At 39.0% G+C, this 22,541-nt stretch carries 14 protein-coding genes; all 14 read right to left on the bottom strand.

Annotation, left to right across the window (positions count from 1 at the left end; all coding sequences use genetic code 11):
* Positions 1-109: 109 nt before the first annotated feature.
* Positions 110-4,210: a tape measure protein gene (locus BUC21_RS03330; protein ID WP_073399143.1), complete on the bottom strand. Its 4,101-nt coding sequence runs from the start codon at positions 4,208-4,210 to the stop codon at positions 110-112.
* 10 nt (positions 4,211-4,220) lie between these two features.
* A complete protein-coding gene (locus BUC21_RS03325; RefSeq protein WP_073399142.1) occupies positions 4,221-4,478 on the bottom strand; it encodes a hypothetical protein in 258 nt (85 codons plus the stop codon).
* 117 nt (positions 4,479-4,595) lie between these two features.
* Positions 4,596-4,811, bottom strand: coding sequence for a hypothetical protein (locus tag BUC21_RS03320; RefSeq protein WP_073399141.1), 216 nt, complete (start codon positions 4,809-4,811; stop codon positions 4,596-4,598).
* A 568-nt stretch (positions 4,812-5,379) separates the two neighbouring features.
* Positions 5,380-6,324 (bottom strand): hypothetical protein, encoded by a 945-nt coding sequence (locus tag BUC21_RS03315; RefSeq protein ID WP_073399140.1) that lies wholly within the window; start codon positions 6,322-6,324, stop codon positions 5,380-5,382.
* Between the two features lie 76 nt (positions 6,325-6,400).
* Entirely contained in the window at positions 6,401-6,673 is a 273-nt protein-coding gene (locus BUC21_RS03310) for a helix-turn-helix domain-containing protein (protein ID WP_073399139.1), read from the bottom strand.
* 4 nt (positions 6,674-6,677) lie between these two features.
* Complete coding sequence (locus tag BUC21_RS03305; RefSeq protein WP_073399138.1) at positions 6,678-6,971, bottom strand: helix-turn-helix domain-containing protein; 294 nt, start codon at positions 6,969-6,971, stop codon at positions 6,678-6,680.
* 128 nt (positions 6,972-7,099) lie between these two features.
* Positions 7,100-7,822 carry a hypothetical protein gene (locus tag BUC21_RS03300; protein ID WP_073399127.1) on the bottom strand — a complete coding sequence of 241 codons (723 nt, stop codon included), beginning with the start codon at positions 7,820-7,822 and terminating at the stop codon, positions 7,100-7,102.
* A 3-nt stretch (positions 7,823-7,825) separates the two neighbouring features.
* Positions 7,826-9,196, bottom strand: a complete 1,371-nt coding sequence (locus BUC21_RS03295; protein WP_073399125.1) for a site-specific integrase — start codon at positions 9,194-9,196, stop codon at positions 7,826-7,828.
* A 395-nt stretch (positions 9,197-9,591) separates the two neighbouring features.
* Positions 9,592-10,119, bottom strand: coding sequence for a GNAT family N-acetyltransferase (locus BUC21_RS03290; RefSeq protein WP_073399120.1), 528 nt, complete (start codon positions 10,117-10,119; stop codon positions 9,592-9,594).
* Between the two features lie 285 nt (positions 10,120-10,404).
* Positions 10,405-12,645 carry a S9 family peptidase gene (locus tag BUC21_RS03285; RefSeq protein ID WP_073399211.1) on the bottom strand — a complete coding sequence of 747 codons (2,241 nt, stop codon included), beginning with the start codon at positions 12,643-12,645 and terminating at the stop codon, positions 10,405-10,407.
* Positions 12,646-12,649: 4 nt separating this feature from the next.
* Positions 12,650-15,049, bottom strand: coding sequence for a glycoside hydrolase family 127 protein (locus BUC21_RS03280; protein WP_073399118.1), 2,400 nt, complete (start codon positions 15,047-15,049; stop codon positions 12,650-12,652).
* 404 nt (positions 15,050-15,453) lie between these two features.
* Positions 15,454-18,105 carry a family 43 glycosylhydrolase gene (locus BUC21_RS16285; protein ID WP_073399115.1) on the bottom strand — a complete coding sequence of 884 codons (2,652 nt, stop codon included), beginning with the start codon at positions 18,103-18,105 and terminating at the stop codon, positions 15,454-15,456.
* A complete protein-coding gene (locus BUC21_RS03270; protein WP_073399113.1) occupies positions 18,105-20,846 on the bottom strand; it encodes a glycoside hydrolase family 97 catalytic domain-containing protein in 2,742 nt (913 codons plus the stop codon). Before BUC21_RS03270 ends, BUC21_RS16285 begins: the two co-directional genes overlap by 1 nt.
* Entirely contained in the window at positions 20,843-22,162 is a 1,320-nt protein-coding gene (locus BUC21_RS03265) for a DUF6055 domain-containing protein (RefSeq protein WP_073399110.1), read from the bottom strand. The genes BUC21_RS03270 and BUC21_RS03265 overlap by 4 nt, the downstream gene beginning before the upstream one ends.
* Positions 22,163-22,541 lie beyond the last annotated feature (379 nt).

Below are 22,541 nucleotides of genomic sequence, written 5' to 3'. Positions count from 1 at the left end.
TACTATTTTTGTACGTATATCTGTATGCGAAACATCACACATATTATTTAATAAACTGATTTTAAACTAATTATATATTTAATATGTGATTCTATATGGATTACACATACTAATCAGTATAACCCGCCGTTCTTAAAGTATTACTCTCATCACTAAGCTTAATATTTTGAATAATCGTCTTAATATCGGCAAGGTTTTTACCGCAAACAGCCGTATTATAGGCAATTTCAGCCATTTGCAAAAGTTGTTGTCTTGCAACGTCTAGATGTTCCGATGTGGTGATCCTTAACATTGTAACTTGCCCGGCGACGGCCGATCCGGTTTCCTCTGTTAATGATTGCACGGATCCGGTAAGAGGATCGGTTGACGTCGCCGTCCAATCGAGACCGGAGGCCTCTTTTATCGCTTCGTACTGATCGTTTGCCGTCTGCATAATCGAATTATAATAAGACCGCAAAGCTTCGATTTCGTCTTTTGATAAGGAGTTGTCGCTTTGAGCATATTCGGCAAATTGATTATACCAGTTACGGAGGGGTTCCTCGAGATACTGCATTTTAAAGGTTTCGAGCAAACTCTTTTTCATCAGATCGCCAAAAGTGGAGGCGAGATCCTCGGCCCCTATCTTTCCGGATTCAAAAGCGGATAATATACTATCGACAAGCGAGTCGTAAGTCGTCCCGGTAAAGGCCTCTTTCATTGCTTCGATACTCTCGAGCCAAAGATCGGCAACGTCGGCGCCCTCGTCCTTTAACTCTTTGAGTTGCTCGAACATTGTTTTAACATCGTCCTCGAGACGGCCCTCCTCGTAAAGCTTTTCGATATCCTCGTAAGATTTCCCGGATAAAGTCGCCATGTTATTCCACGTCTTAGCTTTGCGGAATAAGGTTCCATGTTTATAGCCTTTACTGTCGATATAATCCTCTCCTTGTATCTTTGCAAAGAGTTCGTCATATTCCTTTTGTATATCGGCTTTTTCCTTGGCGATGGCTTCTTGTTTTCGCTTGTAATAGTCGAGAGAAGTTTCTCCGATTTGCTGCTCGAGGTCGAGCCGTTCCCGGAGGAGTTGGTTATACTTAAGCCCACCGAGATAAACCTCATCGTTAAACTTCTTAACTTCGGCCCGGGCCTTGGCGTTTTCCTCTTTTACCGACTTGGCAAGAGTTACAATCTTTGAGATCCCGGAAATAGCGGATTGAATACCTCCGAGGATATCCCCACTTGCGAATTGAGCGACGGACATACCAATATCGGCGGCCGCATCTGCCATACTTGCAGCCGTGGAAAGTGCATCTCCGAGTTCTGAATCAAATTGCCCGGCAAGCTCGGACGCTCCTTGCAGAATATTAGAGACATCTTTAAGATCATCAGAAACGGCCTTTATCTTGGCGTTATTGATATCCTTTACAAGTTTCTTGTATTCCTTGGAATCCTCTCCATACGCGGCTTTAGCTGCTTTAAGCGACTTCTCAATATCCTTAAGGCGAGAAACCAACATCTTACGGCTTTGGCCCTGCATAAATTCGGCGAGCGTCTTATAAGCGTCCGACTCCTCGAAAGTGGAAGCTTTAACTTTATCCGTTTCATCCTTTGCCGCCTTTGTACGGGTTTCGATCGCTTCTTGGATCTGCTTTTTCTCCTCGTCTGTTTTGGCGTTGATTAGCCCTTTATAGAGAGTCTTAAGATCGTCGGTAAGCGACTTCTCTATCGATCGTACTTTCCCGGCGTAAGATTGGTAATTATCGACAAGCTGTTTAACATTATCCTTGATCGCTCCGGTTGTCGAATTTTCCTCGGTTTGGAGCTCTGCTTTCTTGGCGATACCGGTTTCGGAATTATCCGAGGCGAGGGCCTCTTTCTTTTTCTTAAGGATATCGAGATACTCGATAAGAGATCCGGCCTCCTCTTTGGCTTTTGCGAGTTCCTCTTTAAACGATTCGATCGGAGATTTTACCCCGGTTGCATCGTCTTTCTGCTCATTTAGAGAGATAAGATTATTTGCATCTCCTTTCGTCAAAGTACCGACACTCTTTTTAGCTTCAAGTTTTGCGATCTCGTTATTCAGATAATCGACGTAAGATTGTCCCCCGGAGATAAGACTTGCAAACTGTTCGTCGGCGGCTTTCTTTCCGATTTGCTCAACCCATTTGTAATAAAGCTCGTATTGCTTTTTCTTATAGTCGAGTTGCTCGTTAAAGTTCATTTGTCCCCGCTCGATCGCCGAGATATGATCCTCGGCCGTCTTTATCTTTCCGAGGAGATTTGCTTGCTTAGTGGCAAAGGAGGCGTCTTTTGTGGATAAAGAGTTAAGGGACTTTGTGGCATCTTCCTTAATCTTTTCCCAATAATCGAGAGAATCCTTAACCGGCGTCTTTTCTTTCTTGGATTTACTCCCGGAGGATCCTTTTCCCTCGAGGGCGTTCTTTTGCTTATCAAGGGCCGCGATCTCTTTGTTTATCTTATTAAGCCCTTTTGCGTCCGATGCGTTTAGGTTTGTTCTCTCCTTTTCAAGCTTGGAGATTTTACGAGTAATTTCATCGACCTTATCTCCGACGGTCTGATAATTACGGACGGTCTCCTTTGCTGTCGACTTGGAGTTGTCTTTCATTATTTCGTCGAGTTTCTTTTTGAGGCTCCCTTGGATCGCTTTTTCATCTTTTAAAGCGTCTGCGTTTTTTTGTTTGTTGGCCTGCTTAACCGCATCCATATAGTCGTAATTAACTCCTCCCATTGGATCAGTAGATCCGGCGGACAAAAACAACTTTTTCCAAAATCCGATCTCGTTTTTTCCGGCCTTTGCTTCGTTTTCACGTTTAAAAGAGGAATCGAGCTCTTTCTTTATCTCGTCGACTTGGACTTGTTTACGACGGCTCTCGATATATTTATCAATTGCGGCCGTCGCTTTCCCGGTTCTGATAGCCTCCTCCGTTAATCCGGAAAGCATATCCGGGTTAAGATCTATCAAATCTTTAAGGGCTTTTTCCTTATCACGTCGAGAGACCGTCTCACTTCTTATAATCGTTGTCAGAGTCTCAATCTTAGCTCGCTCAGAAGTAATTGCATCCTCGGCCCGTCCCATTGCCTCGTTAAGGCTTTTTTGTGTCTTTTCGGCGGTTGAAACTCCCGAGGAGAATAAAGCAACGGAGGTAATTAGCCCCGTAAGTAATGTAGCGGCCAAAACATAAGGATTGGCAAGCATTGTCTTGTTTAACAAGGCTTGCGCCTTTTCCGATAAGACAATAGCTCCGTAATGAAGAATCTCGGCGGCTGTCATTCCGGATGTTGTGGCAATTGAAACAGTCTTTGCTACATTCACGGCAATAATGGCGGCCTTATAGGCGCCATAAGTAGCAACAAGAATTTTAAGAACATCGAGAACCTTGTCGTAATTTGACACGAGACTACTTAAGACCTCAATCGTACCGGTTGCGACGCCCTCGCTTTGCTTTCCGATCTCGTTAAGCATAGAAGCCCAGGAGTCCTCTAAGTTGGCGATTTGGCCGTTAAGAGTCTTGGACTTATTCTCCATAAGGTTGTAGAACATTCCTCCGCTACCCGTAAGAGAATCGATTACTTTTTCGACTTCCGGGAAACCGACTTTACCGGCCTCGACAAGCCCCTTAACATCACTTTCGGCGACGTTAAACTGTTTGGCGAGCTCTTTAATCATTGGGATGCCTCGGCCCGTAAATTGGTTAAGATCCTGCGAATAGAGTCGTCCTTGCGTCATTGTCGTACCATAGAGATAAACAATATCGCCTAGAGGAACATTTATACCGGAGGCGATGTTTCCCAATTTGGTAAGAGTAGACGTAACATTCTCGGAGGCCATTCCATAGGCTGTCAATTGATTTGCTCCACGGGCAACCTCGGTAAGGTTATACGGGGTTTTTGCAGCAACATCGACGATTTGAGCCATTAAGTCGGTAGCCTTTTCTTTAGATCCAAGTAATGTATTAAACGAAACTTCGAGATCCTCGAACTCTCCCCGGACTTTTAGGATCTCCGATCCGAATCCTTTAAGAGACTGAAAAGAGAAATAAGCCCCGATAGCCATTCCAACCTTTTTAAAGGCGGAATCCATCTTGTCGGCTTGGTCGACGGTCGAATCGGTAAGCCCGATTATCCGACGCTCCATTTCATCCATCTGTTTCTTAAAGTCAGTATTATTTATATAGGCGTCAAATGATAACGCCCCGTTGTTTGAATCCATACTTTCAGTTTTACTTAAGTTGTTTTCCTCCGAGAGCCCCTTTGCCCTCCTCTGTTTTACCTTTTATATAACTTTCCACGGCAACGGAAACTCCGGTCTCGGGATTTCTTTGAGAACCATTATCCGGGTTTATAGAGTGCCCCATATTAATAGCACATTCAAAAGCGACCATCTCCTCTTTATCAAGTGAAGAAAGCCCATTCTTAATCTTTGCGTAAGCTTTTCTTTCTTCGGCGTTGAGGCTTTTATAAAACTCTAATGCATCCATCTTTTTTGTTTATTGTGCGTATTTAAGTGCGAATATTTATACCTACACACTTTTAACCGCTTATTAATAATATTTTAAATACATAAGTAGTAATCCGAATCGGATCACAGATAACAATTATAATACCGGGATTTCAAAAGAGCCCTCAGTTATCGCTCTATATTGCTCGAGAGATTCAAAGGGAACAACATAGCCAACCCATGAGCCGTTATTTAATCTCACATTTTGAAAACTGACCGATTCTCCGACGATTGCATCGATTATCCCGATCACGGCTTTATGAGGATCATCTCTATAGCCAATAACTAAAGCACCTATATTTAAAGTTTCCATATCTTTATAATTTCAAGGAGTTAATTAAGATCGGAGGGCCGACTCCTATTTTAGCGTAACAACCCTCCAATTTTGTCCATACTAAAGATCTCGAGATTTTAAGGAGCAAATATCTCGCTCTCTTTTTTTGGATCCATTCGCTCGAGTCAGTTAGTTACCTTACTTACTCGGCTGCATAAAAAGTTATTCACTTGGGATTTTTAAGGCTGATTCTACGATTATCAAATAGAAAATCGATAAAATTGTTTCTTTTTTCATCCCATTACTTATCTCTATTTTGCCGGAGAGCTTTATTTATAGGCTTTTACGGCTCCGGCGACCGTTATTTTATTTTTCGAGTGTTCACTTCTATAGTGTTCACTTTGTTTTTATCTGATCGAAAGACAACGTCGCATAGATATAAGTTGGTTTGCATCCTCGGTATCTCCCGTCATAGTCAAATACAGATCTTAGAATATTACAGAAATAGTATCTTACCCCGTCTTTCTCATATCTGACACTTTCGACTATTGCCTTTCTACCATCCGGGATAATGATCCGCTTTCCGATTATTTTATCCATATTTATTTTAATGCATTAAGGCCGATTCGATAACACTTGCCATATTGCCATATTTACTTTTATCAAAACCGGAGTTTACGTCTGTCATATTTAGCGCCCCCTCAAGGCTTTTCAATATAGATCCAAATTTCCCGGCTGTTGGCTTTTGAGCTGTTGAGAACCTGCTATTAGTATTACTTTTTTTCTTGTCTCTATTAAGCCAATTACGAGCCGTAAGATAAGCCGAGACGCTCTTTTTTAAGAGTGGCTCGTAATTGTGCATCGCCTCGAGAATGTTATATACATCGTCGGCATTGTATTCAGAAAACAGTTTGTAATATTGAACCTCTGTAAAAGGCTCTTTCATCTTAGCGACTTTAGGAGCGTTTTCTTTTATCCATTCCGTAAACTCTTTATAAGGATCGCAAACCTCAACATCTTCAACCTTTAAACAATCATCTTCAAAAACAGAATCAGAGCTATACTCCTCTATATTATTTATATTATTAGGTTTTATAGTTTTATTATTTAAGATTGTTTCAGTTAGTTCATCATTATTTGATGGGGTAACTGATAGAGTAGATGTGTTTACCTCATCATCTTTTGATATGGTAAATTTTACCTCGTCATTTTTTGATAGAGTAGATTTATCGACATAATGGTTTAGCCTATCAAAATTTGATAGGGAAACAATATTTGCAGTATATCTATTCTGTGATTTTTGTATAAGCGTTATAAATCCATTTGTGATTAATAGATTGAGAGCCCTCTTATACGTATTATAAGAATGGCAACCAATCGCCGCCATACATCGATGAGAAGTTATTGCGATTTTATCTTTCCATCCGGAACGATTAAACTCGTCAATGATAAAGAAATAAAGGGCTGTCATAGCCGCATCTCCTTTATCTGGGTTATTAAAAACCCATTCGAAATAATTTCGACTTAGTGAATAGCCCGTTATTTTTTCCATTACCTTTTTTATGCTTATTAATCATTTGTTGTTGCGATTTGTAGGCAAAGCACGGTTTTTCGTTCGGGCCTTAAGGCTATACTTGTGTTTCCATGAAATAAATCTTATACCTTGATTTCGAGGATTTCATCCATCGATCCTTTATCTCATAACCGGCATTCCTTAAGTGTCGGATTTCTGATCGAGGATCTGCAATCCTGCATTTTCGGACAATATCAACAGACGAAAGATGTTCGCCCGATAAAAAGAGAGATAATAATCTCTTTCGAGATTCGGGTAATAGCCATTTTTCACTATCTTTGTCTTGTCCAACTGTGGCGGCTCCGGCCGCCCTTTCTTTTTCTTCCATACTTCTACTTTCTTTTAAATGATTTATTACTTAAAGCCTCGTTTACCTTTTCAATATCAAAGAGGATCATTCTCCCCTTTTGAGAGAAAGGAATAAGGCCCATATTCTTCCATCGTATTATAGTCCCGACACTGCATTTTAAGTACTTTGCTAATTCTTCATTACCCCTCAAAAATTTAAGAGCTCCCTCCTCTTTATTGGGAGTTGCATTTTCGTTCCTTTTAAAAGCAGCCTCAACAGCTTCGTTTATTAAAAACGAGAGTTCATCTCGTTTGATAAGTAAAACTTGTTCGCCCATATTTTAATTAATTATCATTTATGGTACGAAAGTAACGAGGTGAAAGAACGTAGTTTGTATGTTTCTGTAGTACTACACATAAGGACACAAAAAAGCCCTCCGTCATTGGGGAGGGCTAATCTTTATAGTTAATCGTATTTATTAAATATCAACCGATCAATATCTTTTTGCTTCTTTTCATATTTTTGACCGCCTTGTTCTGTTCTTGTTTTTCCTGTGCTTAATTGGCCTCGTTTTATTCCTGTGTATTTTTCAGCTCGTTCCCAATTATTAAAAGAGTCGAGGGCTCGGATCTTCATAAAAATATAAGCCTTATCATGCAATGACACTCCCGTCCCCCATTTTATAGGTTTTCCCGGGAATAGCTCTTTGCCAAAAATATAGAGCCACGTTTTGGGATCGTTGCCGGAGAGTTCTTTATCAATGAAACTAAGATCTAAAAGATCTTTATAAATATTCTTTAAAACATCAACCGCGTATTTGCTCGTAATAGCGGGCGGATCCTCCGAGTCGTCCTTACGAGTTAACAATTTTATTTCATTGTCGAATTTTGCTTTTTCCGGTAAATACTTACAAAGAATAAGAAAATCTGTCTCCTCATACGTTCCTTGGTAAGGAGTCCCATCCCAAAATATCTCCTTTCCCGTATCACTCATTACAAATGGGAGGTTCTTTATTTTGGTAAATTCTTCTAGCAATAGAGCAAAATCATCTCTAAGTAGAATTAATTGGCGTAAGAGATCCTCTTTACCAAGGAGGGATCGAGTCTTTATAATATCATTCATTTTTCGAATAATAACTCCCGAGCGAGCAGACTCATTTATCATACTTTTGATAGTCTCTTTCTTCATATTTTAATCGAGGTAAGTATTAATTATTTCGTCCTGCGTTTCCTCGTCAATATCATAATAACGGGCAAATGCCTTAGAGTCCTTTGTGTGTCCGCTCATAGAGGCAATAATTTCGTTTTTTACATTACTCTTATGAAGAGTGCCAACAAATGTACGTCGAGCCATATGTGAGGAGGCTATCTCATAAAGAGGGACTTTCTCCTCCTCTCTCGTTAATGGGTTTAATCGAGTAACAACCCGATCAAGTTCCACAACTTGAAACAGTTCTTTAATATAATCATTGTATCGCTGATCCGTTATGTATGGGAACAAGGATCCATCCGGGAGATTATAACGACCGATCAATTCTTTGGCTTTTGGGGACAAAGGAACTCTAACACTAACCGGTCTCTCGTCCTTAGTTTTTCGTGGAATATATTCTATCGCTCCGTTTACAATATTCCCTTTTGTTAATTTCACAAGATCGCCAAAGCGACAACCTATTAAACATTGGAAAACAAAAATATCTCGAACTCGAGAAAGGCGTTCGTCGTTAATAATTGCATTAAATAATAAGTCTCTTTCTTCTTTCTTAAGGTATATAGGCCGTCCGTATTCTTCCGATGGTATTTTATATTCTTTAAATGGCGAAACGATCAGATAGCCCCCATTTTGAGACAAAGTACACCATTCGAGAAATGCTCTTAACCTCTTTAGATTTCCGGCAATAGTATTAAGAGATTTTTCTCTCGGCCTTTTATTCGCCGGGAGATCTTTATAAATATCCGGATTTTTAGCATCATTGATTAAATAATTAAAGAACTGATCTATAAGCGACGGAGAAAGGTTCTCGAAAGTAATAGGATCTTTTAATGTTTCTGAAAACCTCTCAAAATGATTCTTTGTTGAATTTAGAGACTTTTTTCTCCCAGGAGAGACTTTCACCTCGTTTATATATTTTTCGTAAATATCAAACAATGTAGGCCCTTTGGGAGTATCTTCCCTTTTAACCTCTGCAAGTCTATTTCGGAGCTCATCACGGAGATAATCGATTGTAACCTCTTTGAATAATATTTTGGCCTCTTCATATATTTGAGTTATAGTTTCTTTCAACTTAACCAAACGCCTATTTATTTCGGAGGACGTTTCTCCGGATCTATTAACGGCATTCTTTTTAACTTGCTGAACATGGATAATAACCCCAGTCGTTGGATCCTCTTTTTTTGCATCAATCCATTTTGAGACATCAATCCTATAACCCGTAAAAAAACGGAGACGCTTTCCCTTAAAAGTAAAATCCATATTGATAGGAACATTTTCGACGATCGGAGCTTTACTTTCCTTATCTCGACGTCTGTCGAGGACAAAATTTACATTGCATTTACTTGCTCTCATATTGTGTGTAATTTTATTCTTCGCACAAATATACGCACATTATTTGTAATAACGAGAGTAAACGACATAAAATTACAGATTATTAAAACCTTTATTTATTGGGCTTTATACGAGTGTTATAGTATTTAAGGATGTAACATATAACTATTTTAGTGATCCCAAGCGGATCACTGAAGCAACAAAACAATTCAAGAAAATCCCTGATAATTATTAATTATCGGGGATTTATTTTTTCTGTAAACTAGAGAAGAACGGATCACTCCTAAACCCCAGTTGGTACTTATTTTATGCAAAAAACAGTAGTTCTATCATTTTATCGGTAGATAAACGACGAGACACATAATTTCCAAGATTGGAAGAGAATAAATTGCTTTCAGTCTGATTAAACTCAAACCTCAAATAACTTTCTCGTATAGTTTGAACCAATCCAGCCCATAATTACCCAGACCCAAATCTACGGTATCAATATATTCAAAACCGCATTTCTCATACAAAAAAATAGCTGGAATATTCTTTTCGTAAACATCCAAACGAATAGATTTCATACTTGATTTTTGAGCCAGTTCAAACGAGAAATCCATCAAAGCACTACCAACCCCTATTTTCAGGAATGAAGGATGCACTACAAAAGTACGTACTACAAAAATATAGCTGTAATCTACATCTAATTTCCATTTAACGCCATGATAGGCTTCTTCAGGCTGATGATCGAGAATTATAGAACCAACAATTTCTCCATTATATTTTGCAATAAAAAGATTATTATTCTGGATACCAGTAACCGCATTTTCACGAATCGGATATATACCTTTTATCCATCCGGGATAATTAGTGGTAGAGGATAAATAATCATTCAGATTATCATATAGTCTTTCTAATTCGTCAATATCTGCTAAAAGACCAGATTCTATTACTAAATTCATAATTATAACTATTTAAGTTACAAAGGTATAAATTTAAACTAAATAAAAGATACCCATCCATACTCCTGGCAACTGTATACCAACCAATTCTGATTAATATACTTCATTGTCACAATTTCACGATTCAGAGCTATTACATAGTCTAAGTTTAAGCTTTATATCAAACTCATAAACTCATAAATTCAGAAAAAAATTGAATATGAATAAAAGATCAAAAAACTAAAGAGGCGATTCCAATATGAAACCGCCCCTTGCAAAATAAGCTGTAAACCTAACCTATTGAACTTATTTATACTTAATAGCATCCCATGCCGGAGGATTAACCCCCATAAGATGTTTTACGAAGAAATCATATCTTTTATGGTCACCATAATCACCACCTAATGTGTGATTGCTACCAGGAATTACAACCAGTTCAAATTCTTTATTTGCTTTTTCCAGTGCATTTACCACTTGCATAGTTGAAGCCGGGTCTACATTATCGTCCATTTCACCAACAACCAGCATAAGAGGAGTTTTTAGCAAATGCGCATTTTCCACATTAGAACATTCTGCATATTCTTTTCCAATAGGATAACCCATCCATTGTTCATTCCACCATATTTTATCCATCCGGTTATCATGGCATCCGCAACCGGCATAAGCAGCTTTGTAATGCTCCGGATAAAAGAGCGTAGCCATCATTGCTTCCTGTCCACCGGCCGAACCGCCAAAAATCCCAAGTCTGTCTATATCCATATATGGATATTTTTTCGCAGCTGCTTTGGTCCAGGCAATACGATCCGGGAATCCGGCATCTTTAAGGTTCTTATATATTATTTCTTCAAATGCTTTCGAACGGAAAGAAGTTCCCATACCATCCATCTGAATAACGATAAAACCTAACTCTGCAATGGTTGAATGATATCTAAGGAGCGGAAAAAATGATTTAGGAGTATATTGGCTGCCCGGTCCGGCATAAATATATTCCAAAACAGGATATTTCTTATTCGGATCAAAGTTCGTTGGTCGGATAATTACGCCCCATATATCAGTTTTTCCATCACGTCCTTTGGCACAGAAAGGTTCAGGAGCAATCCATCCGGCTTTTAGTAGTTCAGTGATGTCTGCTTTTTCAAGTGGCATAATTTCTTTTCCATTGGTAGCATTTCGGAGTAATGCAATTGGTGCTTTATTTACCATAGAGTAAACATCTACCATGTATTTCATATCCTTTGAGAACCAAGCCTGATGCATTCCTTCTTCGGGGGTAAGACAAGTAAGTCCGGAACCATCAAAATTGATTCGATAATAACGAACAAGATAGGGATCTTCATTAGCCACCATTCCGTTGGCTGAGAAATAAATAACCCGGTTAGCCTCATCTACCTGAACAACATCGCGCACGTACCACTCTCCTTTTGTTATTTGATTCTTCACCTCTCCTGTTTTACGATCATACAGATAAAGATGATTCCAGTTATCGCGCTCGCTCATCCAGATTATTTCGTTACCATTAGCCAGGTCTCTGCGGAAATAACGATTGTAGTTCACAAAAGTCTTACTGGTTTCATTAATCACAGTTCTAACCTTTCCTGTTTCGGCCGATAGCTCTAATACACGAAAAACTTGATGTCCTCTTTGGTTGTACTCAAACAAAACAGACTTACTATCAGAACTCCACTCCGGTCCTCTTAGTTCAAACTGACTATTGAATAGTTCCATTGAAGGAATTTTGGCTTCTCCCGTAGCTACATCAAAAATACACGGACATTTTATAGGAAGAGCATCACCTGGTTTGGCATATTCACGTTTATGAAGCCTTGGCTGTATCTGACCTGCGGGTGATGATTCCACGAAATAGATATATCTCTTTTCAGCCGGACGGAATTTCATCACAGCTACTTTCTTTGAATCGGGCGACCAATGGATGTAAGCCGAGTAATATTCTCCCGGTGATCCATCGAAGCTCAACGCTTTTTCTTTACCAAAAAGGTTATCTTTTATATATACATTCTGATTTTTAATAAAGGCAATCAGTTTCCCATCCGGAGAAACCACGGGATCTCCAACGCGTTCATCGTCCCATTCGTTCCAATACTTGTATTCCGGCTTAACTACTCTCCCTTCATTTACAAGGTTACTCTTTTTACTCAAATACATCCATTTATAATTATTATACATAAAACGGAGCGTATCCAGCGTAGGGTTAACTTGTAGTTCCTGAAGAGGAAGTTTTGTGGCATCAATAGTCTGACCTGCAGATGAGGCTAGTAACTTAGCTAACTTCTGATGGTCGAACAGTTCTTTTCGTGTTTTCTTTACTGCGTCTGTTACTACGTACACTTTCCCCTGAGGAGTGTTACGCACATACCAAAACTGATTTGTATTTCCAATCCATTGAGGATTTACGTCCGAGTAAAATACCTTGTCCTTGAAATTACTACTCAGAGAAAAAGCACGTTGATAATCATTCAGCGTGCCTTGTGCATAAAGCGCATTACCCGAAAGTAATGCGCCAATTGCTAATAAATAAATTCTTTTCATCATGCTATTCTACTTCCCATTCAAAAATACCGGCAGAATTCTTTTCCGGAAGATTAATCTCGAGTTTTAGTTCTTTGGTCGTTACCGGTTTAAATATAACTTCATTACTAATTCCTTTTTCAATACCATAAGCCGAAGAGTTTTCTACAGGAGTCCATTCACCAGCAGAATTTTTATAATATAGTTTCCATGTTTTTGGAACTCGGCATCCGCCCCAGGGAGCATCATCATACCAGAATACAGAAGATCTGGATACAGTTTTTTCTGCGCCGAAATCGTAAGCAATCCATTCAGTAGATCCTTCTTTCGGCCACCAATGATAATAAGGTACTGATTTGTCATTCCCATCTTTCGGAAGAAGTCTGTCGTTGATTGCTGATATTGATTTTACATTGTGTGATGCAGAAACTTTGCTTTCGGAAGCAATGGTTGGAGGCATGGCAGGACGAGTTGCGTTCAGGTCTATTGGCAACCAAACAGCCATATCCCCACTTCCACGGTGTGCCCATGCATAATAAGGAATCAGGTTAAGTTTTACGTCTTTAGCAATAAGTTTTCCTTTATCATCATAATTTAAAGCCTGAGCATCTGTCTGAATCATGTCAATTCCATAAAGTAGATCAGACTTCTTTTCAACTGTGAATACAGGCTTCTTATTCATTATAACACTTTGAATACTAAAATCATTATCAGGCCATTCAGCACAATAAACCAGCGGTCCGCGTTCTACTGAAATCTTTCCTCTATCGGCTTCCACTTGCTGATTAGCTTTTACTGTACGTACCTCCATATCGAAATGAACCTCTACTACATCTCCCTTTTTCCATGTGCGGGGAATAGTGAAGTATCCTTTTTCTATATTGCTTTCTACAACTTTACCATTTACTTTTACTGTATATCCAAGTGTCTTTTTATCTGTATAACTATAAAGATTTCCAGGAACAACAGAGCCTTGAACCCATCCCGGAACACGAATCTTCATTGCAAAATTCTGTTTGCCTTTAGGAGATACTTCCAGTTTGATATCACCATTCCAAGGATAACTAGTGCTTTGTTTCAGAGTTACATTCTTACCGTTCACTTTCAAATCAGAACTATTGGCCATGAAAAGGTTTACATACACATCGTTGTTATGAACCGCATAGATATATCCCGGTATAGAAGGAATGAAACGGCATATATTTGACGGACAACAAGCGCAACCAAACCAAGGCTGACGTTGATGCTGACCGATGGATTCCAATGGATTTGGATAGAAGAAACCACCGCCATCTAAAGATACGCCGGAGATTAAGCCATTATATAGAGTACGTTCCAGAATATCGTAATATTTAGCTTCACCGTGTAACAGAAATAAACGATAGTTTAGATAAACGTTCCCGATAGCTGCACAGGTTTCACAATAGGCAGACATATTAGGTAATTCATAATTTTCGCCGAAAGCTTCACCATTACTGGTCGCTCCAATTCCGCCAGTTATATATAGTTTCTTGTTTACAATGTTATCCCATATTTTATCGATGGCATCAATGTAACCTTTATCTCCTGTTAGAGCTGCAACATCTGCCATACCGGAGTACATGTAAGCCGCACGAACAGCATGGCCTACAGCCTCATCCTGTTGCAGTACTGGTTTATATGCCTGATTGTACACTTCTTTATTTTCTGTATATCCACGTTTATCCAGTAAGAACTTAGCCAGATTTATATATTTCTTTTGTCCGGTTAGCACATAAAGTTTGGCAAGCGCCATTTCTGCAATCTGATGTCCCGGCACAACAGTAACCTGTCCCGGTTTATCTCCAATGGATCTTTCCGCACAATCCGCGTATTTTATGGCAATATCAAGGAAGTTTCTTTTTCCTGTAGCCTGATAGTGAGCAATGGCACCCTCAATCATGTGTCCAAGATTGTATAATTCATGACTAAGTACTTCTTCCTTTTCCCAACGTTTGCTACCAGCCCATTCGTGAGGATGCTTAGGGTTCATAGTGCGTGAGGTGTAAAGATAACCATCCGGTTCCTGTGCTGCTGCAACAATAACCAATACACTATCAATATATTTAGCCAACTTTTTATTGGGAAAAGTCTGCATGGAGTAACTTGCTCCTTCTATCGTTTTATAGACGTCGGTATCATCGAAAGAGAAACCTTCCACCTTATAAGATTCACTAGGATGAGCAGCCTTTACAAAGTTTTCATACCGCCCTGTTTCTTCGCATTTCTTGAATGCCAAAGGAATAGTCACTTCACGGCTCGCCTTAAGACGCTGTCCCCAAAAGGAATCTGTTACCTTAACCGATGTAAAAGGTACTGGAGTAATTGGATATCCGCCACTTTGTTTAATCTGTGCCTGCATTGCTATGCTCAGACTTAATAGTGCTACGGCTAATTGTTTTTTCATGGTTCTTCAGTATTTGTTTATTATCAATCGTTATCTAATGTGCTTTATCTTGTTAGTTAAGTAATCTACTGGCGTTGTTTTATCATAAAGGTGTACACCTTATATCTGTTTAGAGTAGAGTATAATTTTAATAGGCGTACACCTTTTTCCAAAAACAACTTCTATAGAGAATTTAACTGAAAAGTTCTTTTTACTTAATCCCGGTTTTGGGGTAAGCTAGCTTTGAGTTCCATTTTAACAAGAGCTCAAAGCAGCATACTCTTTGTTCACTATCATCATCTTAATCTAATTATTTTCATTCAAGAAGAATACTCTATATCATTATAACCTCTACTTTTAAAAGGCATAAAAGTAATCAAATATTTTCGCGTATCAGAATAATATTATTCTAATTATAGCTCAATTTAATCCACTTTACGCTTATCCGAAGTAAATTCGGTTGTAATATCTGTTTCATTCAAAGTATAGTTATATACTTTCAGTGAGTGAAGCCATCCGGCAAACGGCCATTCATGTTCAGCAGTTCGTCCAAGTGTAACATACGGGCTTCGTGGCAATCGCAACACAATATCTTTCTGTTTAACCAGCTTGCCATCAATAAAAATCTTCTCCATATAACCATCGTAAGTAATGGCAATATGTTTCCATTCTCCCGAGCCTTTCAATTCTGGAATACCCGAATCTTCGAACCAACCATTGTGACAGATTACTCCGTTACGAGGTTCTGCTCCCCATCCGAAAGCAATTTTTTCCAGTTCGCCTTGCGCAGGAATCAGATCGATAATACATTCGTTGACTTCAACTTCCGGATTCAGCACCCATGCCGTAATGGAATATGGTGAATTGTCCGAGAAAGACTCTGGTAACTGAAAGCTTGACTGGAACTCTTGTGCACCATTAAAAGCAAATGCCAAACGGTTATTTTTCCGTTCAACGGAAATTGGAGAAGCAAGTGATCTGAATCCTCCCTTGGTACCTTGTCTGTTTTCTATCTGTCGAAGTGAAACTCCGGGCATATAATTATCAGCATTGATATCGACAAGCATTTCTTTATTTATTGAGACTGGTTTAACCGGAGCCTCATCCTGCAATGATGCGTCGAACATAATCTCTGGCACAGCCAACTGCCAGTTGTAAATCCTGAGATCGGAGATAATAACTCCATTTTCTCCTCCTTCAATCACTAGCTTCTGGCATTTCTTACTCGTCTTCGCTGCTTTGCCCAAAGAAACAAGTACATTATCCATATAAACAGATTCCTTTTTCCCATCAGAAGTAAGAGATACATAATGCCATGCTGAGGCTTTTGTTTCTTTATTCTTGAGGGATGCCAGACTCTTTGATTGTTTAGAATCCCAGCTTACAATCTTATTCAGCACCTCTTTCATCGTTCCGTAAACATGATAAGAAACGGTGTATGGTTGTGATGTATAGAAGCTTTGAGGCATGGTAAACATAGACTCCAACCAAGCATTTGCAGGAATATGAATAGCTCCCCTACTCTCTTTTTCAATCATTGAAATATTTCCGTTTGCGATAAAGCTTCCAGCCAACATTCCGTTGTTATTTTCCCAACAGTTATACTCTTTATTCGTTTTGTCACAAACCTTTTTTACGAAAGATGACGGTGTAACCTGTACCAACTTCTGAGGAGGGTCCATCTTGCTTCCCTCAAATATTTTAATATTCCAGATAGCTCCTATCATTCCGGTCTTTTCACTTCCAGTAACAGTTAACCTGACATAGCGGGCACGAGCCTCACCGAAATCAGTCATTGGACTTCCGGCAAGTTTATTGTTACGTTTATCAGAAAATATACTCCATTGCTTTCCATCAACAGACGTTTCAATCATGTATTGATAATAAGAAGTAGGATACTCAAACTGCGTCCATATCCTACGGATATCATATTCTCTTTCCAAATCAATCTCAATCCATTCCTTGCCACTGGTTCTTGGACGCCAAAGAGTTGCGTTATTATCATCGACAGCATATTCGGGTTTAAACGATTCTCCATAATAAGAAGATGCTTTAACCTTTTTGCCTAGAGCTACATTTGGGAATGGATTGGTTGAAGGTTGCAGATAACCAATACCACTGTGCCCGGCTGCTACTTTTTCTATCTGTCCGTCTTTCGTAAAGATCAGTTTATCGACAGCAATCTGTCTGTGCATACCTCTTGTAGAGCAAGGAATATTGTGGCGGTGATAGACAATATAATAATTATCTCCTTCCTGAAGAATACTGTGATGCCCCGGTCCATGAATGGTACTATCAGCATTTGTTGCCAGAATTGGATTATTCTTAGCATAGACAAAAGGCCCCATCGGTCCGGTTTTACTTGTTGCATACTGCACTCTGTAAGTATGATCTTCGCAATGCCCTGATGAATAAGTAAAATAATAGATTCCATCCTTTTTAATCATAAACGGAGCTTCAAAAAAGTCCGTAACCTGAGTATTAGGAATAATCCTTTTGTCGGAGAAACCTTTCAAATCGGGAGTCAGTTTGCCAACCCCACATCCAAAATCTTTGTAGATGCCCCATGTTCCCCAATAAAGGTAAGTAGAGCCATCATCGTCAACAAAAGATTGTCCGTCGAGAGTGATTACGTTTTTTACAAACCTGTCAGGCACAAAAACGGTAGTATCATTGCCAAGATAGTTCTTCCACGGTCCGCGCGGCGTTTCAGACACACCGGTATAAACCTTACACGGTTCGCAATAATAAATATAAAACTTGCCATCCTTACCTTTCATTACATCCGGAGCCCAGATATGATAGGTAGTTGGCCAGTTCATCGGCATAATGGTCCAGTTTACAAAATCTTTGGAAACCCATACCTGAGAAGGTCCAAGGCCACCGCCATTTCCGTCTGTTGTGGCATAAATATAATAAGTATCGCCAAACTTTCTAACGGTTGGGTCTGCAAAGTATCCCGGTATAATAGGGTTCCCGGCTTGTGGAGAGTTCCAGGCCGTTTGCTGACCTTTCGTCTTGGCCTGCACGTTCAGGCAAACCAAAAGAGTCAGTAAAAGAAGATGCTTTATTCTCATTATCGATGTATTTTATTATTAATCGGAATATTAATCTCGTAGAAGTACTGTTTGATCAGATTATACATTTCTGGATCATAATCCTTCAATTTTATGCGGCGGTTAACATTCCCGTGAACTCCGTCGGCTTCTTCGCTCCAGCGATTACAGTTGAAAAAACTCTGAACGCACTCAGCCCAATATTCTTCCACATTTGAAATGGCATAAGTATCCTTCCAAAGTCCTGTCTCTTTTGCATGATTGTAAGTCTGATTCAGCTTATTAAAAAATTCCGGATCAGTACCCCGAAGACCTACAAAATCAATAAGATGAGCAAATTCGTGAATAAGAATATTTTCGCCGGTATATTTATCACGTGGCAGACAAAGAAGGTTCTCTTCTCCACAGCTTGACGAAAACTCATCTTCAGGTGTTCCACCAAATCCACGGGCACGCCAATTCCAGTATTTAATGCTGTCCTTGCAATTACAGATATGTTTGAATTCAGGGATATCACATGTCTCTTCAGTAGCACCGATAACCATCACATGGCAACCCTTTTTAATCATATATTCACGCGCTTTGGTACATTTGGAAAGCATCAAAGAAACAATTTCACTAGCCTTGGCAAGAGCCTCATCACTTACTTTTTCTGAAGAAATAACGGGAAAGCCATTCGCATTCAAGTATTTCTTATAAAACGGATCGAATTTGCCAGCAGGTGGAACAATTGGTTTCATCCGGCAAGCATAGTCGCGTTCCAAAGTTAAAGCAAAACCACCTCCGGAAGCCAAATGTAGATTTAGTACATCTCCTTTTTTAATCATCAAAGTATCTACCTGATAATCGGAAGCATCTTTGTTTGCATTCACACCATCTTTATAAAGAGTGGCACGATAAACTTCTCCCTTTCCAAGGAAAGAGAAATCTAAGATAACATCACGCTCATCCCAATTAGTCATACCACCTATGTACCAGTTTATATCCTTTTTGCGGGCAGTAACAATGTATTTACCCATCTCACCACTCAGCACACGGGTTTCATCGACTTCTGTTGGCAACGAAGAAATGAAATCAGTACATGGTTCATCTGCCAAATAACTACTTGGAGAGTCGGCCAGCATGGTAAAAGGAGAATCATAAACAAGATACATTGCCAACTGATGACAGCGTGTTCCCATTGACATCGGGTTATAATATACAGGTTGGAAATCATTTTTAGTAGCATTACGCATAGCTCCCGGCGTAAAGTCTACATATCCAGCCATCATACGAATATAAGGGAAGGTAACATCGTAAAGCGGCATATTCTTTTCAAGAGTGCTCCACTTAGCTTCTTCCATTCCAAAAACAGCTTCGAAGTTAATCACATTAGGATAAGTGCGGTTCATGCCGGTGGGTTTATAAATTCCATGATAATCGAGTATAAGATGATACTTAGCTGCAGTTTCGGCAATCCGATAAATCATTTGAACGGCAGTCCGATCATCCCGATCAAGGAAGTCGACCTTGAAACCTTTAACTCCCATTTCCGAATACTTTTTGCAAGCTGCTTCCAACTGATTATCCAGCACATTGAAAACTGTCCAAAGTACAATATTCACACCTTTCTTTTTACCATAACTAATCAATTCCGGCAAATCAATATCCTTCACTACAGTAAGCATGTCTCCACTCTTTGGAGCATACCATCCTTCATCAAGAACTATATATTCCAATCCATGGTTAGAAGCAAAATCAATATAATATTTGTATGTTTCAGTATTAATTCCAGCCTTAAAAGGAACATTTTTCAATCCCCAGTCGTTCCACCAGTCCCAAGCCACTTTACCACTCTTTATCCATGAAGTATCTCCAATACGATTAGGTGAAGCCAATGCATAAACCAGATTATTGACAGGCATATCTGTGTCATTAGTTGTAATGGCAAATACTCTCCACGGGTACACACGATTACCTTTAGAACGCGCAATATAATCATAGGTTTCAGTGACATATTCCTGCTTGCGCCATGGATAAAAGTCTGTTTTGGCAGGATAAGGAGCAAACACACCTTTCAGATTAGTCTTTAAAGTATCCGACTTTACAAACATTCCTGGATAATTCTCCAAATCCGATTCAAGTAATGTAACTTTCAGGCCGTTACCTTCATCAACTGTTACAGGAAGAAAAGCCAGTTTCTGCTGAACTTTAGATAAAGGTGCAACATCATAGGTGTTTTGGTAAGCCATAGCCATTGGTTTCCTGTCATTTGTTGAATAAGGAAGATAGGCTGTATAATCTTTCGGAAAATGATAATCAGCTCCTTCATTCTTTATAATAACTTCCTCTTTGGAATTTGTATAAAAACGATAAGCAACTCCCTCGTTATAGGCACGGAAGATAATTCCACCATTCTGAAATTTTAAATTTAGTTCATTGCATGCAGAAACGAACTGGCTGCAACGATAAAAAGGAGCATCTATCTGTTCCTCAATCTTTTTATACTCCTTGCTTTTAAGGCGTGGAGCTAATCCTAAAGAAGCATTCTTATTATTAGCAAATTCCAGAAAAGCCGTTGATTTAGCCAACACCAAAGCTCTATCTCGAATAATACTAAAGCTAAGCGTATCACCGAGTTGTATACTTACCTGAATATGTTTATCCGGCGATAAAAGTGATATACTTTCTGCAGCATGTGCAATTGCAGGCGAAATAAATAAGCAGGCAGTTAATGTTCCTGCTTTTATTCCACTTTTTATAAAAGAGATAATATTGTTCATTGTATTTTTATTTGGTAAGGCCACTCAGCATCAGCTTGAGTAGCTGTTTTTTCGTGTTCGTTTTCGCTCATATTAGGAATAGCATCAGGATTCATCCAATGTTCTGTAGGAGCTCCCATCACAACCAACCAAAGGTAAGCCAAAGGTTCTCCTTTGGGAGCTTTAAATAAAATCTGCCTTTTTGCCTGATTGCCGGCAGCACCATAAATTGTTGTCCCATCCTTTTTCAAACCAACAAAGCCATAACGCCAGCCGGCTTTATCTATATTAACCTTATTGAAACCTTCAGCTCCGGCAATACCTTTAAATGAAACAGTTACTTTCTTTCCAGGTGAAGGAATATTCAAACGGATAGCATTAAATCCGTAATTCTGAGGACAGCGTTCTTTGTTTATCTGCATCCATCCGTTATCTAACGTATCGAGCTTGCAGGTAAAACGATTAGCATAAGGCTTGGCAACCTCACGTACCCGATCCATATCATAGGTTATCAGGTGTCTGTATGCATCAAACATTTCATCATTGAATTGCAGCTGACTTAGTCCGGTCATTCGTTGATAAGTCATCACGGGATCCTCTCCTTTTTTACCCTGACGAAACATCTCTGCAATAAACGGTAATCCTCGCTTCTCACTCCAATATTCAAGAACATATGGAGAATGATAAATATTGCCGAGACTTAAAAAAGCCAGATGCGTTTGATCCATAAAAGCTTTCCAATGATACTCCTCGTCGGTCATCCATAAAGGATTCACTTGCCAAAGCATCCACTGCGAAGTCATTTCGAAGAAGCCACTTCCTCCCCAAGCCTCTCCTTGACCATCAGAAGTTATCTGAGACTGAAAACTATGACCTAGTTCATGAGCAATACAATTCAATTTTTTATCCTGAATACGATTGGGAGTTACCCACAATGATCCAATCTGCTGATCATAATCACCTCCATAGGCTGTACCTTCGAGCGAATAATTAACCATGATCATCATTTTATATTGTTCAGCCTTTGAACCCGGTTTTACAAATTTCAGCGTATCACTAAAGAATTTATAGAAACTTTCTGTACGCTGCAGTAAGTTATTGGCATCCCATGTCATTGGTTTTCCATCCAATAGAGGAGCCTCAGCAGGATTAGTACCAAAAGGTTTCTCCCAAAAGATAACGAGATTGTCCGTAGAAGCCATACGTGCATAAGCATATTTGCTATCGGGATTATTAAAATCATTATTCACCAGATCTTTTGGTATATAGATGTTCTTCTGTGCATGCAGCTGGAAACTTAAACACAACAACATTGAAAATAGAAGATTTTGTTTCATAAATAATAAATTAAGGTATCAGATTAGTAACACTTACAATAACATTCTCAAAACTCTAAAAAATGATATCTCAATTTATATCTATGAGTTGAATAAGTTTCTTGTGAAAGAATATAATACACAGCTTGGTTTTCATAATTCGATTAGTTTATGGTTTACGTTTTTTGGTTTATTTCTGATTACAAATTAAATTGATATTCCCTTAGAGAAATGGAAATATAATCTATTAGAATAGAATAATAATCCAAAATGATTTTTCGAGAATTAAATACAGGAATGCCCTATATAAGAGCATTTCTGTATTTAATTTAGACTATTTTTTCATTTTTGTGGATCATATTATCGTCCAAAACAAAATAATTGTAGTAATATTGCACAA

Origin of the sequence: Bacteroides luti, from assembly GCF_900128905.1 — a bacterium.
Lineage (GTDB): Bacteria > Bacteroidota > Bacteroidia > Bacteroidales > Bacteroidaceae > Bacteroides > Bacteroides luti.
The sequence above is the reverse complement of the archived record's forward strand: the minus strand, read 5'-3'. Positions and strand labels throughout refer to the sequence as shown.

What these genes read in the sequence shown, in the direction of transcription:
- BUC21_RS03320 (WP_073399141.1), bottom strand. Translation starts at nt 4,811, where the DNA reads ATGGAAACTTTAAATATAGGTGCTTTAGTTATTGGCTATAGAGATGAT.
- BUC21_RS03315 (WP_073399140.1), bottom strand. Translation starts at nt 6,324, where the DNA reads ATGGAAAAAATAACGGGCTATTCACTAAGTCGAAATTATTTCGAATGG.
- BUC21_RS16285 (WP_073399115.1), bottom strand. Translation starts at nt 18,105, where the DNA reads ATGAGAATAAAGCATCTTCTTTTACTGACTCTTTTGGTTTGCCTGAAC.
- BUC21_RS03330 (WP_073399143.1), bottom strand. Translation starts at nt 4,210, where the DNA reads ATGGATTCAAACAACGGGGCGTTATCATTTGACGCCTATATAAATAAT.
- BUC21_RS03280 (WP_073399118.1), bottom strand. Translation starts at nt 15,049, where the DNA reads ATGAAAAAACAATTAGCCGTAGCACTATTAAGTCTGAGCATAGCAATG.
- BUC21_RS03325 (WP_073399142.1), bottom strand. Translation starts at nt 4,478, where the DNA reads ATGGATGCATTAGAGTTTTATAAAAGCCTCAACGCCGAAGAAAGAAAA.
- BUC21_RS03265 (WP_073399110.1), bottom strand. Translation starts at nt 22,162, where the DNA reads ATGAAACAAAATCTTCTATTTTCAATGTTGTTGTGTTTAAGTTTCCAG.
- BUC21_RS03295 (WP_073399125.1), bottom strand. Translation starts at nt 9,196, where the DNA reads ATGAGAGCAAGTAAATGCAATGTAAATTTTGTCCTCGACAGACGTCGA.
- BUC21_RS03300 (WP_073399127.1), bottom strand. Translation starts at nt 7,822, where the DNA reads ATGAAGAAAGAGACTATCAAAAGTATGATAAATGAGTCTGCTCGCTCG.
- BUC21_RS03310 (WP_073399139.1), bottom strand. Translation starts at nt 6,673, where the DNA reads ATGGAAGAAAAAGAAAGGGCGGCCGGAGCCGCCACAGTTGGACAAGAC.
- BUC21_RS03270 (WP_073399113.1), bottom strand. Translation starts at nt 20,846, where the DNA reads ATGAACAATATTATCTCTTTTATAAAAAGTGGAATAAAAGCAGGAACA.
- BUC21_RS03290 (WP_073399120.1), bottom strand. Translation starts at nt 10,119, where the DNA reads ATGAATTTAGTAATAGAATCTGGTCTTTTAGCAGATATTGACGAATTA.
- BUC21_RS03305 (WP_073399138.1), bottom strand. Translation starts at nt 6,971, where the DNA reads ATGGGCGAACAAGTTTTACTTATCAAACGAGATGAACTCTCGTTTTTA.
- BUC21_RS03285 (WP_073399211.1), bottom strand. Translation starts at nt 12,645, where the DNA reads ATGAAAAGAATTTATTTATTAGCAATTGGCGCATTACTTTCGGGTAAT.